Source organism: Paramagnetospirillum magnetotacticum MS-1 (genome assembly GCF_000829825.1).
Taxonomy (GTDB): Bacteria; Pseudomonadota; Alphaproteobacteria; order Rhodospirillales; family Magnetospirillaceae; genus Phaeospirillum; species Phaeospirillum magnetotacticum.
In genome coordinates this window covers 38773-51625 of sequence record NZ_JXSL01000034.1, presented here as the reverse complement: position 1 = coordinate 51625, position 12853 = coordinate 38773, and the positions used below count along the sequence as shown (strand labels likewise).

At 65.1% G+C, this 12853-nt stretch carries 8 protein-coding genes; all 8 read right to left on the bottom strand.

Features of this window, described 5'->3' with window-relative positions:
- Nucleotides 1–171 precede the first annotated feature (171 nt).
- The 8 genes from lepA to ftsZ all read right to left on the bottom strand — a co-directional run bounded on the left by lepA (nucleotide 172) and on the right by ftsZ (nucleotide 12823).
- On the bottom strand, nucleotides 172–1974 hold the full coding sequence (gene lepA / locus CCC_RS20035) for a translation elongation factor 4 (protein ID WP_041042871.1): 1803 nt from the start codon (nucleotides 1972–1974) through the stop codon (nucleotides 172–174).
- 62 nt (nucleotides 1975–2036) lie between these two features.
- A complete protein-coding gene (locus tag CCC_RS20030; RefSeq protein WP_009868040.1) occupies nucleotides 2037–3557 on the bottom strand; it encodes a hypothetical protein in 1521 nt (506 codons plus the stop codon).
- 102 nt (nucleotides 3558–3659) lie between these two features.
- A complete protein-coding gene (ligA, locus tag CCC_RS20025; RefSeq protein WP_009868039.1) occupies nucleotides 3660–5750 on the bottom strand; it encodes an NAD-dependent DNA ligase LigA in 2091 nt (696 codons plus the stop codon).
- Nucleotides 5751–5817: 67 nt separating this feature from the next.
- Nucleotides 5818–6960 (bottom strand): autotransporter outer membrane beta-barrel domain-containing protein, encoded by a 1143-nt coding sequence (locus CCC_RS20020; RefSeq protein ID WP_041042866.1) that lies wholly within the window; start codon nucleotides 6958–6960, stop codon nucleotides 5818–5820.
- A gap of 215 nt (nucleotides 6961–7175) precedes the next feature.
- Nucleotides 7176–8837 (bottom strand): DNA repair protein RecN, encoded by a 1662-nt coding sequence (gene recN, locus CCC_RS20015; protein ID WP_009867352.1) that lies wholly within the window; start codon nucleotides 8835–8837, stop codon nucleotides 7176–7178.
- Nucleotides 8838–9752, bottom strand: coding sequence for an outer membrane protein assembly factor BamD (locus CCC_RS20010; RefSeq protein WP_041042864.1), 915 nt, complete (start codon nucleotides 9750–9752; stop codon nucleotides 8838–8840).
- A 112-nt stretch (nucleotides 9753–9864) separates the two neighbouring features.
- Nucleotides 9865–10836, bottom strand: coding sequence for a UDP-3-O-acyl-N-acetylglucosamine deacetylase (gene lpxC, locus CCC_RS20005; RefSeq protein WP_236686426.1), 972 nt, complete (start codon nucleotides 10834–10836; stop codon nucleotides 9865–9867).
- A 289-nt stretch (nucleotides 10837–11125) separates the two neighbouring features.
- Entirely contained in the window at nucleotides 11126–12823 is a 1698-nt protein-coding gene (gene ftsZ / locus CCC_RS20000) for a cell division protein FtsZ (protein ID WP_041042862.1), read from the bottom strand.
- Between the last annotated feature and the right edge of the window lie 30 nt (nucleotides 12824–12853).

Here is a 12853-nt window from a genome sequence, read left to right as displayed (position 1 = left end):
GTGGCATTGAGGGGGCGCGTCACCCCGGACGACGGAACGAGGGGAAAGGATGAGTTTCACCACGAAGGCACGAAGGAAAGGGAAGGGAAAGGGAGGAAATTTCTTCCTTCTTCGTGTTCCTTCCCTCTCCTTCGTGCCTTCGTGGTGAATCGACCTTTCCGTTGGAAACGCCTAGGAATCACCCATCTTCAGCGCGGCCAGGAAGGCGGATTGCGGAATGTCCACCTTGCCGAACTGGCGCATGCGCTTCTTGCCTTCCTTCTGCTTTTCCAGAAGCTTGCGCTTGCGGGTGGCGTCGCCGCCATAGCATTTGGCGGTCACGTCCTTACGCAGCGCGCTGATGCTCTCTCTCGCCACGATGCGTCCGCCGATGGCGGCCTGGATGGCGATCTGGAACATCTGGCGCGGAATCAGCTCTTTCAGCCGGGTGCAGATGCCGCGGCCCCGGCTTTCGGCATTGGCGCGGTGCACCACGAAGGACAGGGCGTCCACCGGCTCGGCATTGACCAGGATCTGGACCTTGACCAGATCGGACTGGGCATAGCTGTCCACTTCGTAATCGAAGCTGGCATAGCCCCTGGAAATGGACTTCAGCCGGTCGTAGAAGTCGAACACCACTTCGTTGAGCGGCAGCTTGTAGACCGCCATGGCGCGCGAGCCCGCATAGGTGAGGTCGATCTGCTGGCCGCGCCGTTCGGTGCACAGCGTCAGCACGGGGCCGAGATATTCGTCGGGCACCATGATGGTGGCCTTGATCCACGGCTCTTCCATATGGTCGATGCGGGCCGGGTCGGGCATGTCGGCGGGATTGTGGAGTTCCTCCATCTCGCCATTGGTCTTGTGGACGCGATAGACCACGGACGGCGCGGTGGTGATGAGGTCCAGATTGAACTCGCGCTCCAGCCTCTCCTGGATGATCTCCAAATGCAGCAGGCCAAGGAAGCCGCAGCGAAAGCCGAAGCCCAGCGCGGCCGAGGTCTCGGGCTCGTACTGGAAGCTGGCATCGTTGAGGCGCAACTTGGCGAGGCTATCGCGCAGATCCTCGTAATCGGCGGCGTCGATGGGGAACAGACCGCACCACACCACCGGCACGCTGGGCTTGAAGCCGGGCAGCGGGGTCTCGGCGGGCTTACGGTCGTCGGTGACGGTGTCGCCCACCTTGGTGTCGGCGACGGCCTTGATGGCGGCGGTGAAGAAGCCCATCTCGCCGGGGCGCAGTTCGGTGGTCTGCACCAGCTTGGGCGTGAAATAGCCACAGGAATCCACCTGATAGGCGGCCTCGGTGGCCATCATGCGGATCTTCTGGCCTTTCTTCAGGACACCGTTCTTGATGCGCACCAGGATGATGACGCCCAGATAGGGATCGTACCAGGAATCCACCAGCAGGGCCTGAAGCGGCGCATCGGCGTCGCCTTCGGGGCAGGGCAGGCGCTTGACCAGGGCTTCCAGCACGTCGCCGATGCCGATGCCGGTCTTGGCCGAAATCATCACCGCGTCAGAGGTGTCCAGGCCGATGACGTCCTCGATCTGCTGCTTGACGCGCTCGGGCTCGGCGGCGGGCAGGTCGATCTTGTTGAGCACAGGAACCACTTCGTGCCCGGCATCTAGGGCGTGATAGACATTGGCCAGCGTCTGGGCCTCGACGCCCTGGCTTGCGTCCACCACCAGCAACGAGCCCTCGCAGGCGGCCAACGAGCGCGAAACCTCATAGGCGAAGTCCACATGGCCGGGCGTGTCCATGAGGTTCAGCTGATAGGTCAGGCCGTCCTTGGCCTTGTATTCCAGCCGCACGGTCTGGGCCTTGATGGTGATGCCGCGCTCACGCTCGATATCCATGGAATCGAGGATCTGCTCCTTCATGTCGCGCGCCTCGATGGCGCCGCAGGCCTGGATCAGGCGATCGGCAAGGGTCGACTTGCCGTGATCGATATGGGCGACGATGGAGAAATTGCGGATATGGGTGAGCTTGGTCATGGCAAGGCGATCAACTGGGGTCGGGGTGCCGGACCATAGTGCGCGGCGCCTGTTTTGGGAAGCTACTTGGTGTCGGGATCGTCCAGCCAGTGGGGCTCGACCACCTGCCGGGTTTTGCGGGTTTCGGCCAGTTTGCGCACATGGCCGAGATTTTTCGCGGCCACTTTGGCCGGTCCCTTGGCGCCGTGGGTCTGGAATACTTCCAGCGCCCCGGCCAGGGCCTCTTCCGCCTCGGCCAGATGACCGGCTCCGGTGGAGTGCCGGTCCAGCAGGAACAGGGCCGAGCCCAGGGTGTTCTGGGTGGCGGCCCAGGCCAGGGGGACGCGTTCGCGGGTCCTGATCTCCAGCACCGAATGGCAGGCGTCGATGGAGCGCTTCAGGACTTCGGTGCTTTTCAACTGGTCGCCATAGACTTCCAGGACCTGGGCGATGTTGTGCATCACCTCGGCCCAGCGTTGGGGCGTCTCGGTGCGGGAATAGACCTGAAGGGTGGCCTGAAGCGCCTGCACGGATTCGCGCAGCAATTCGGTCTGGCCGGTCTTGAGGTCCAGGCGGTACAGCGCCACGCCAAGCCGCACCTGGGCCGAGGCCCATTCCTGCGGCATCAGGGCGCGCGGCAGGCATTCCACCGCCTGACGCCATTCCTTGATGGCCTCTTCCAGCAAAGGCGCGGGTTCCTTGGAGCGTTCGGCCTTGGCCGAGAGCACGGCGCCGATATGCTTGTGGATCAGCCCGGATTCCCAGGAGGGATCGGTACGGGCGAGGCGGCGTTGGGCCTGACGATAGGCGTTGATGGCCTTGTCGAACCACAGATCGGTCTCTTCCGGCGGCACCACCATGGCGTTGATGGTGGCCACATGGCCGAAGACCATCTGGCAGGACCGCTGCTGGCCCATGGACATCTGCACCGGCGGCTTGGCGGCCAGGCTTTCCAACTGAGCCGCGGCGGCGGGCATCAGTCGGCGGATGGAATTGCGGTGCGCCTCGGTGGGCACCTCGACTGCGGCCAGGCATGCGGCATAAAGCAGGTTGGACGGGCCTTCGCCCAGTTCCACGGGCAGTTCGATGCGGGTGGTGGTGCCGAAAAAGGCGGCGCGCTCGTCGTCATTGCTGGCCGTGGCCAGTCGCAGACGATAGCCGTCCTTGCCGAATTCGCCCCAGACCAGCAGGTCGGCGTCCTCCTCGGCCACCGCGTGCCGGGTGTTGAGCGAGATGCCCGCCACCTGGGCCGGGTCGTCCAGACGGTCCAACTGGTAGATGCGCGGAACGGCCTTGACCTTGAAGGCCGGGCGCGCGTTCAGGATCTGATTGAGCTGTGTGGCCGCCTGACCATCCGCATCACCCGACAGCGCCGCCACGAGAATGGTGAAGGCCGGGCCCTCGGCGGGGATGGGAACTGGGACCGGCCGCTGGGGCTGGGCGGGCTTGGGCTTGAACAGGCTGACCAACAGATCCAGCAGGCCTGACGACCGGGCCTCCGCCCCCACCGCCGCCGCGGTGGCGGTGGCTTCGGCCTCGGCCAGGGGAGGGTGCACCTCGGCTTCCGGCTCGGGCTGTGCAGGCTTGGTCCCAGCGCCCCGCATGGCCGCGAGGTCTCGCGCCCGGCGCTGTAGTTCCGCCCTTCTGTCGTTGGGATCGTCCGCCATCCTTCACCGTATACGGGAGAGTGACGGCAACGGCAAGGTTCAGCCGCCGATCAGGTCCAGCCATTCCTGTTCGCTGAGGATGGTAAGACCCAGTTTGGCGGCCTCCGTTGCCTTGGATCCGGCATCGGCGCCCACCACCACGTAATCGGTTTTCTTCGACACCGACCCCACCACCTTGGCGCCCAGGGCTTCGGCGCGGGCCTTGGCTTCGGGGCGGGTCATGGTGACCAGCGTCCCGGTGAACACCACCGCCTTGCCCGCTATTGGAGAGGCAAAGGCCTCGATGCGCTTGGCGTCCTGAACGCCGCCGCCCAAGGCTTCCATGGCGCGGACCAGATCGTCGAGGGCGGCCCGGTTGTGCTCTTCCTTGAAGAAGTCCAGCAGATCCGCCGCCACCGAGGGGCCGATATCCTCGATACTGGTCAGTTCGTCCTTGCCCTCTTCGGTCATGGCGTCGCGCCAGGCCTGGAAACCGCCGTAATGGCGCGCCAGACGCTTGGCAGTGGCCTCGCCGATCTGGCGGATGCCGAGAGCGAAGATGAAACGCTCCAGGCCCATGGAGGCGCGGCTACGGATGGACTCGAACAGCTTCTCGGTGGACCGCTTGCCCCAGCCTTCGAAATTCTCCAGCTTTTGCAGCCGGTCCTGATTGGCGGCTTCCAGGGTGAAGATATGGGCGGGTTTGCGCACCCAGCCCTTGTCCCACAGGAATTCGATGTTCTTGTCACCCAATCCCTCGATATCGAAGGCATTGCGCGACACGAAATGCTTGAGACGCTCCTTGGCCTGGGCGTCGCAGGTCAGCCCCCCGGTGCAGCGGCGGATCACCTCGCCCTCGGGCCGCACCGCGTGCGCCCCGCAGACCGGGCAGGTGTCGGGATAGACGAAGGGGGTGGGGCCGCGCGGTTTTCCCGGCACCACGCCGACGATCTGGGGGATGACGTCGCCCGCCCTTTGCACGATGACAGTGTCGCCGACGCGCACATCCTTGCGGGCGATCTCGTCCTCGTTATGGAGCGTGGCGTTGCTGACCACCACGCCGCCCACATTCACGGGGGTCAGGCGGGCGACGGGGGTCAGCGCCCCCGTCCGGCCCACCTGGATGTCGATGGCCTCCAACAAGGTGGTGGCCTGCTCGGCGGGGAATTTATGGGCGATGGCCCAGCGGGGGCTGCGCGATACAAAGCCCAGGCGCTTTTGCAGTTCAAGATCGTCCACCTTGTAGACGATGCCGTCGATGTCGTAGGGCAAAGCGGCGCGGGCCTCGCCTAAGGACCCATAGGCGGCCAGCAGGCCAGCCACCCCGTCGCAGCGGCGGATCAGCGGATTGACGACAAAGCCCCAGGCCTTGAGGCGCTCCAGATAGCCCCAGTGACTGGCTGCGGGCAGGCTGGACGCCTCGCCCATGGCATAGGCGAACAGGGACAGCGGCCGGGACGCGGTGATCTTGGGGTCCAACTGGCGAAGCGATCCAGCCGCCGCGTTCCTGGGATTGGCGAAGGGCTTTTCGCCCGCCGATTCCTGGCGTTGGTTCAGCGCCAGAAAGTCGGCCTTGGTCATATAGACCTCGCCCCGGATCTCGATCACCGCTGGCGCATCGGGGCCAAGGCGGCGGGGAAGCTGGGTCTCGGGGAATGTGTCCAGATTGCGGGTGACGTCCTCGCCCTCGGCTCCGTCACCGCGCGTGGCGGCCGAGACGAAGTTTCCATTCTCATAGCGCAGATTGATGGACAATCCGTCGATCTTGGGCTCGGCCACATAGGCCAGGGGAGCCTCATCGGAAAGCCCCAGGAAGCGCCGCACCTTGGCATCGAACTCGGCCACGTCCTCTGGGGAAAAGGCATTGTCCAGGCTCAGCATGGGCAATGCATGGACCAGCTTGCCGAAACCCTCGGACGGCGCGGCGCCGACCTTGTCCTTGATGGGGCTTTTGGCCGCCAGTTCGGGAAAGCGCGCCTCGATCCCGGAAAGCCGCCGCTTGGCCCCGTCATAGACGTCGTCGGGCACCAGCGGCGCATCCTGGCCATGATAGGCCTCGTCCCAGGAAACGAGCTTTTCCACCAACTCCGCATGCTCGATGCGGGCTTCGAAAGGGGTGAGTACGTCGATGGGAACAGGGGGGCGGCTCATGGGCCGGTTATACGGCGGGAGCCTTCGGAAATAAAGGGGGCGGCAAAGGCCACCCCCCCCGCATCATTCAGAAGGCGTAACGGACAGTGGCGTCCAGGCCATAGGACTCGAAATTATCGCGGAACTGGGCCGTGGTTGCCCCGACATTGATCTTCAGGTCGTCGATGGCGAAATCCAGACCGATGCCGAATGTCATGCCGTCGGGATCATTGGTGCTGCGGTACCCGGCCGCCAGATCGACCTTCTGAGCGTGAGGCAGGTCGTATTCGTAGCGGGCGAAGACATTGGGCGTGAACAGGCCATAGCTGGTCTTTAGATCGTGGCCAGCGCTCAAGGTCGCGCGCACCTGTCCGAAATTGGCCAAGGATTCGCGGTTGAAGGTGTTCTGGTTGGACGTATAGGAGCCCTGGAACTCGGCGATGCGCAGATAGCCGATGGCCGCCTTGACGATGGTGTCGTCATAACGCTGATAGGCGGTCAGGTTGCTGGCGCCGAACAGTCGGTTGGCGTTGGCTTCGCCGACTTCTTGGGAGTTGGACTTGAACCGGTACTGAATGCGGGCAAAGCCCGCGACGCCGTCGATCACCAGCCAGTCATTGATGCTGTAACCCAGATAGGGCGAGACCGAGACGGTGTTGCCCTCTACCGAGCCGCCATTGGCCACGTATTTGGTATTGATCATCACTTTTTCGTAACCGACGGCGATGCCGCCGATCAGGTCGTTGGTCAGGCGGCGGTCATAGCCGACGATGCCGTTGGTGACGGTGCCGCCGTAATCGCCGTTGCGATCGGTCTTCTTCAGCCAGGTCACCGAACTGGCCACCCAGATAGAGTTGATCTTCTGCTCTCTGGCCTGGGCCGCGCCCGCACCTTGCCGCGAGATGGTCTCATCTTCGCTCAGGGTGGCGGTATCGGTGGTGGTGGTGGTTCCGCAGCCAGAGGAGGCTGCGTTCAGGGATCCGCCGCTGCCCGTGGTAGTGCTTCCGCCCCCCGTATTGGTGCCGCCGCTGCTCGAGCCCCTTGTTCCGCCGCCTGTGCTGGTGGTGACCACCGAGGTCACCCGGCTGGCGATCAGGCCGGCGGTGTTGGTGCTGGCGGCGGTGGAGGCCTGCTGGGTGGCGGGCACGACGTCGCAACCGGCAAAGGCCGGGTCGATGGCCGCCAGAGCGCCGGTCGCGGCGAGAAGGGCAAGAAGCTTGTCGTTGATCATGACTGTCCCCCTGGGCAATCCACCGATCGGCGGTCATTGCGTGCTGTTCGAAGGACAAATAATGGCCATGCCCTGGATGTATATCTTCAGGATATGCGCCGAAAATTCATTATTTGACCAGTTCCAACCGGGGCGTGTCACAAAAAGTATGGGCACGTAAACCCCGTTCGAGGGATGTCAGTGGTTTTCCGAAAGGTGTGAGAGGGTGTGACGTTTCAGCCCATCAACGCATCGGCCGCCGCTCTGGCGTGGTCGGTGATGGTTTCGCCCGAGAGCATGCGGGCCACTTCCTCGCGGCGTTGTTCGGCGGACAGGCGGTCGACGCCGGTGGTGGTCTTGCCGCCCGCATCGGCCTTGGCCACGCGGTAGTGGTGGCGGCCCCGTCCCGCCACCTGGGGAGAATGGGTGACGACCAGGATCTGCAAGCCCTCGGCAAGGCGGCCCAAGCGCTCGCCCACGGCGGCCGCCACGGCGCCGCCGATGCCGGAATCCACCTCGTCGAAGACGATGGTGGGCGTCGAGGAAATGCGGGCCAGCACCACTTTGAGCGCCAGCATGAAGCGCGACAACTCGCCGCCCGAGGCGATCTTGCCCAAGGGGCCGGGGGCGGAGCCGGGATTGGTGGCCACTTCGAAGCTGACCTGATCCAGGCCCAAAGGCCCCCACTGGGCCTCATCCACCTGTGAGACACGGGTCTGGAAGCGGGCCTTATCCAGCTTCAAGGGCGGCAGTTCGGCGGCCACGGCCTTGTCCAACTGGGCGGCGGCGGCAAGGCGGGCCTTGGACAGGGCGCGGGCCTGTTCCAGATACTGGGTGCGCGCCGCCTGCTCGGCGCGGGCGAGGCGGGCCAGCCCATCGCCGCCGCCTTCCAGCTGGGCCAGTTGGCGGCCCAGGCGGTCGAGCAGCAGGGGCAGTTCGTCCACGGCGATCTGATGCTTGCGGGCGCAAGCGCGCAGGGAGAACAGCCGCTCCTCCACCTTTTCCAGATGGCGGGGGTCGAGATCGATTGCGGCGGAGGCCTGTTCCAGCAGATTGGTGGCCTCGGCGGCTTCCTGGGCGGCGCGGTCCAGGGCGGCGATCACCGGGTCCAGCTTGCCCTCGGCCCGTTCGGCGACGCGCACCAGCGCACGGGAGGCGGAGCGCAAGGACGCCTCGACCTCGCCCTTATGGGTCAAGGCCTCTTGCGCGGCATTCATGGCTTCCAGCAGCTTCTCGCCATGCATCATCACGGCGCGGCTGGCGGCCAGTTCCGCCTCCTCCCCCGGCTTGGGCGACAGGGCGGCGAGGTCCTCGTGCATCTGGCGCAGATGCTCTTCCTCGGCCTTGGCCTTGGCCAGATCGGCCTCGGCTTGCGAGCGCGCCTTGGCGGCATCGCGCCAGAGGGTCCAGGCCGCCGATAGCGCGGAGCGGGCCTCGGCCTGTCCGGCAAAGGAATCCAGCACGCCCAGATGGGTGGAGGAATCGAGCAATCCGTGGCTTTCGAACTGGCCGTGAATTTCCACCAGTTCGTCGCCCACCTTGCGCAGCAATCCGACGCTGACCGGCTGGTCGTTGACATAGGCCTTTGAACGGCCATCGGCGGTCAGCACCCGGCGCAGCAGCAGCGGTCCTTCGCGCGCCTCCACATCCTGCTCGGCCAGCAGGGCGCGGGCGGGATGGGCGGCGGGGGGATCGAATTCGGCGGTGACCGAGGCCTGGGAAGCGCCATGGCGGACCAGGCCCGATTCGGCTCTGGCGCCCAGGGCGAGGCCTAAGGAATCCAGCAAGATGGACTTGCCCGCGCCGGTCTCGCCCGTGAAAACCGACAGGCCGGAGTCGAAGGAGAGATCAAGCCGCTCGATCAGGACGACGTCGCGGATCGACAGCGCGGTCAGCATCTACCAGAACTTGGCCCAATTGAACCAGCCGCCGCTGGTCTTGGCGGGGTCGGCGGGCTTGGACCTTTCCTTGGCCTTGTCCTTGTCGCTGGACCAGAAGGTCAGCGAATCGGTCCACGACTTCTTGGACCGCCCGGTGGGGTTGAGGTTGCCCTTCTCGGCCATGGCATAGGCGTCTTCGTACCAGTCGCTGCCGGGGAAGTTGTGACCCAGCACGGCGGCCGCGCGAGCCGCCTCCTGATCCAGGCCCAATGCGGTGTAAAGCTCGACCATGCGGTACAAAGCCTCGGGCACATGGGTGGTGGTCTGGTACTGCTCGGCGACCATCTTGAAGCGGTTCAGTGCCGCCAGATGATGGCCGAGATTTTGGTAATAGCGGCCGATATTCATTTCCTTGCCCGCCAAGTGGTCGCGGGCAAGATCGATCTTCAGGCGGGCATCGCGGGCATAGACCGAGCTGGGAAAGCGGTCCACCACTTCCTGCAGGATCTTCAACGCCTGTTCGGTGAGCTTCTGATCGCGGGCGACGTCGGTGATCTGCTCGTAATAGCACAGGCCCTTGAGATAGTAGCCGTAGGCGATGCTCTTGTTGCCGGGGTGGAGCTGGATGAAGCGGTCGAGCGCCACGATGGCGTCGTCATACTTGTTGCGCTCGTAAAGCGCATAGGCGCCCATCAGCTGCGCCTTGGTGGCCCAGGCCGAATAGGGGTGTTGGCGGTCCACCTCGTCGAACAGCTGGGCGGCCTTGTAGTATTCGTTGGCATCGACCAGATCCATGGCCTCGTTGTAGAGCTCCTCCACCGGGCGCTCGACATATTCGGGCTTCTTCTCGCTGCACGCCCCCAATCCGGCGGCCAAGGCCGCCGACAGGGCGAGGGCCGGCAGAAGACGGGCGGAGGCTGAACGATGGCGCATGGGGTCTCTTTACAAGGACAGGACCGGAACGGGCCGCACTATAACATCTTCCCCACGTAAAAAAACCCTCTCCACCGAAGCGGAGAGGGCCATTTTGGGGGTCGAAAGCAGATTAGCCGTTGGCGGCGATGGCCAGGGCCGGGGGCGCGAAGGGCGCGGCGGCCGAACCCGGCGCGATGGTGGTGAGTTCCCAGGCGCTGCTATCGGCGAAAAGGGCGCGCAGCAACTGGTTGGTGACCGCATGACCGGCGCGCACGCCGTGGTAATGGCCCAGCAGGGGGGCGCCCGCCAGATAGAGGTCGCCCACCGCGTCCAGCACCTTGTGGCGGACGAATTCATCGGTATAGCGCAGGCCGTCGTCGTTGAGCACCTTGGTGCCGGTGCTGTCGATCACCACGGCATTGTCCAGCGAGCCGCCGCGGGCCAGACCGTGGGCGCGCAACATGGCCACTTCCTGCTCGAACCCGAAGGTCCGGGCGCGGGAGACTTCCGCCTTGAAGGTGCCGCGCGACAGATTGACGAAGAATTCCTGCCGCGAGATGGCCGAGGCGCCGAAATCGATCTCGAAGCGCACCGAGAAACCCGAGGATGGGGTCAGCGAGGCAGAGCGTTCGCCGTCCTTGATGGAGACGCGCTTGAGGATGCGGATGGCCTGACGGGGAGCCTCCTGCTCGACCACGCCAGCGCATTCGATGAGGAACAGGAAGGGGGCCGCCGAACCGTCCATCACCGGCACTTCCGGGCCGTTGATCTCGATCAGGCAGTTGTCGATGGCCATGCCGGCCAGGGCGCTCATCAGGTGTTCGACCGTGCCGACCACCACGCCCGCTTCGTTCTTCAGGCAGGTGTTCATGCGGGTATCGCCCACCGACGACCACAGGGCCGGAACGATGGCCCCGCCACCGGCGATGTCGATACGGCGGAAGCGGATGCCGGTTCCGGCCTCGGCCGGATGCAGGACCATGGTCACCTTGGCGCCCGAATGCAGCCCGACGCCGGTGCAGCCGATGGCGCTCTTCAAAGTGCGCTGACGGGTGGAATGGGGGGAGGAAGACTTGGCTTCGGGACGCAGATGGCTGACGATCTGATTCACGCTGAAAATCCCTGTCTTCTGGCTCGCCGCGTCGCGCTAGGTCTGTGCGCCGAGGCGATCCTTCATCTCGATGGTCATAGGTGTAGCAGCGCGGAGTCCAGGTCTCAAATCAATCATTATTGCCAAATGTTACACTCGTCCAGGATCGTGAAACATATGGCTAACTCATTGAATTGTAATGCGTGAAGCAAAAAAAGAGGCCCGGCCGGAGAACCGGTCGGGCCTTAAGTCTTACAGCGCGTTGGAAGAGGGGGCTAGCCCCTCTCCGGTATCAAAGTACTCAGTTGGCCTGGCGGCGCAGGAAGGCCGGAATGTCCAGGTCTTCGCCCGCACGGCTGGCGGTGGGTTCGCGGCGGGCTTCCATGCGCGGCTGGGGCTGCGGTTGCGGCTGCGGGGCAGGCTGGGCCGGGGCGCGGTTGCGATTGACCAGACGGTCCAGCAGACCGCCCATGCGCCGCGTTTCCTGGGGCGGCTGGGGCGCCAGGACGGGGGCGGTGGGGGTTTCGGAGATGTCGGACAGCGCCTTGTGCAGATCCTTCATCTCGTGCTGAACCCGCATGTCGGCGGGCGCGCGGCCGAGAACCGGCTCGTGCCGGGTATCCATCTCGGCTTCGGCCCGCATGTCGGATTCCACATGAATTTCAGGCTCGAGACGCAGTTCCGGCTCGGGGCGGATTTCGGCGCGGGCGGGCGCTTCGGTGCGGATGACCGGCTCGGAGCGCATCACGGGCTCGTGACGGACCACGGGTTCGGGGCGTCCGATGTCCAGCTCGGGCTGCAACTGGGCGGCGGTGGCCGAGCGCTGGGCGGGCTGAGGGGCGGAATGAGCCACGGCGGCGGGAGCCGAGACCGGAGCGGAAACCGGAGTTCTGGCCACGGCCGGCTGAGCCGCGGCTTGAGGCCGGAAGAACGGCGCCTGAGTGGCGGCGGCGGCGGGACGGGCGGCCGGGGCTGGGGCCGGAGGCGCGGTGGGGGTCACCAGGGAGATGACGGTGGGCTTTCCTTGAGCGGCGGCTTCCGAGGCGATGCCGGTGGCGACCACGGAGACGCGCATCTTGCCGTTCAGCTTCTCGTCGAAGGTGGAGCCGAAGATGATGTTGGCGTCGGGATCGACCTCGTCACGGATGCGGTTGGCGGCCTCGTCCACCTCGAACAGGGTCATGTCCATGCCGCCGGTGATGTTGATGAGCACGCCGCGCGCGCCCTTCATGGAGGTGTCGTCCAGCAGCGGATTGGAAATGGCGGCCTCGGCGGCGTCGATGGCGCGCTTGTCGCCCTCGGCCTCGCCGGTGCCCATCATGGCCTTGCCCATCTCGCTCATCACGGTGCGGATGTCGGCGAAGTCCAGATTGATCAGGCCGGGCATGATCATCAGATCGGTGACGCCGCGCACGCCGGAATACAGCACGTCGTCGGCCATCTTGAAGGCGTCGGCGAAGGTGGTGCGCTCGGTGGCGACGCGGAACAGATTCTGATTGGGGATGATGATCAGGGTATCGACGAACTGCTGCAGTTCCTCGATGGCGCTTTCCGCGGTGCGCATGCGGTGCGCGCCTTCGAAGTGGAAGGGCTTGGTCACCACGCCGACAGTCAGGATGCCCTGCTCGCGCGCGGCCCTGGCGATGACGGGGGCTGCGCCCGAACCGGTGCCGCCGCCCATGCCAGCGGTGATGAACACCATGTTGGCTCCGCCGATCTGGCCCAGGATTTCTTCCAGGCTTTCCTCGGCCGCCGCGCGGCCGATATCGGGACGCGACCCGGCGCCCAGGCCTTGGGTCACCTGATTGCCCAGCTGAATGCGGCGTTCGGTGCGGCTTTGGCCCAGGGACTGGGAATCGGTGTTGGCGACGATGAACTCGACACCCTCAAGCCGCGACAAAATCATGTTGTTGACGGCATTGCCACCGGCGCCGCCCACGCCCACCACGGTGATTCGAGGCTTGAGCTCTTGATGAGCCCCGGGAAGAAAAGTCAACATATCCAAGGTCCTCCGCGCTGTTGGGCCGAT

What these genes read in the sequence shown, in the direction of transcription:
- lepA (WP_041042871.1), bottom strand. Translation starts at nt 1,974, where the DNA reads ATGACCAAGCTCACCCATATCCGCAATTTCTCCATCGTCGCCCATATC.
- CCC_RS20030 (WP_009868040.1), bottom strand. Translation starts at nt 3,557, where the DNA reads ATGCGGGGCGCTGGGACCAAGCCTGCACAGCCCGAGCCGGAAGCCGAG.
- ligA (WP_009868039.1), bottom strand. Translation starts at nt 5,750, where the DNA reads ATGAGCCGCCCCCCTGTTCCCATCGACGTACTCACCCCTTTCGAAGCC.
- CCC_RS20020 (WP_041042866.1), bottom strand. Translation starts at nt 6,960, where the DNA reads ATGATCAACGACAAGCTTCTTGCCCTTCTCGCCGCGACCGGCGCTCTG.
- recN (WP_009867352.1), bottom strand. Translation starts at nt 8,837, where the DNA reads ATGCTGACCGCGCTGTCGATCCGCGACGTCGTCCTGATCGAGCGGCTT.
- CCC_RS20010 (WP_041042864.1), bottom strand. Translation starts at nt 9,752, where the DNA reads ATGCGCCATCGTTCAGCCTCCGCCCGTCTTCTGCCGGCCCTCGCCCTG.
- ftsZ (WP_041042862.1), bottom strand. Translation starts at nt 12,823, where the DNA reads ATGTTGACTTTTCTTCCCGGGGCTCATCAAGAGCTCAAGCCTCGAATC.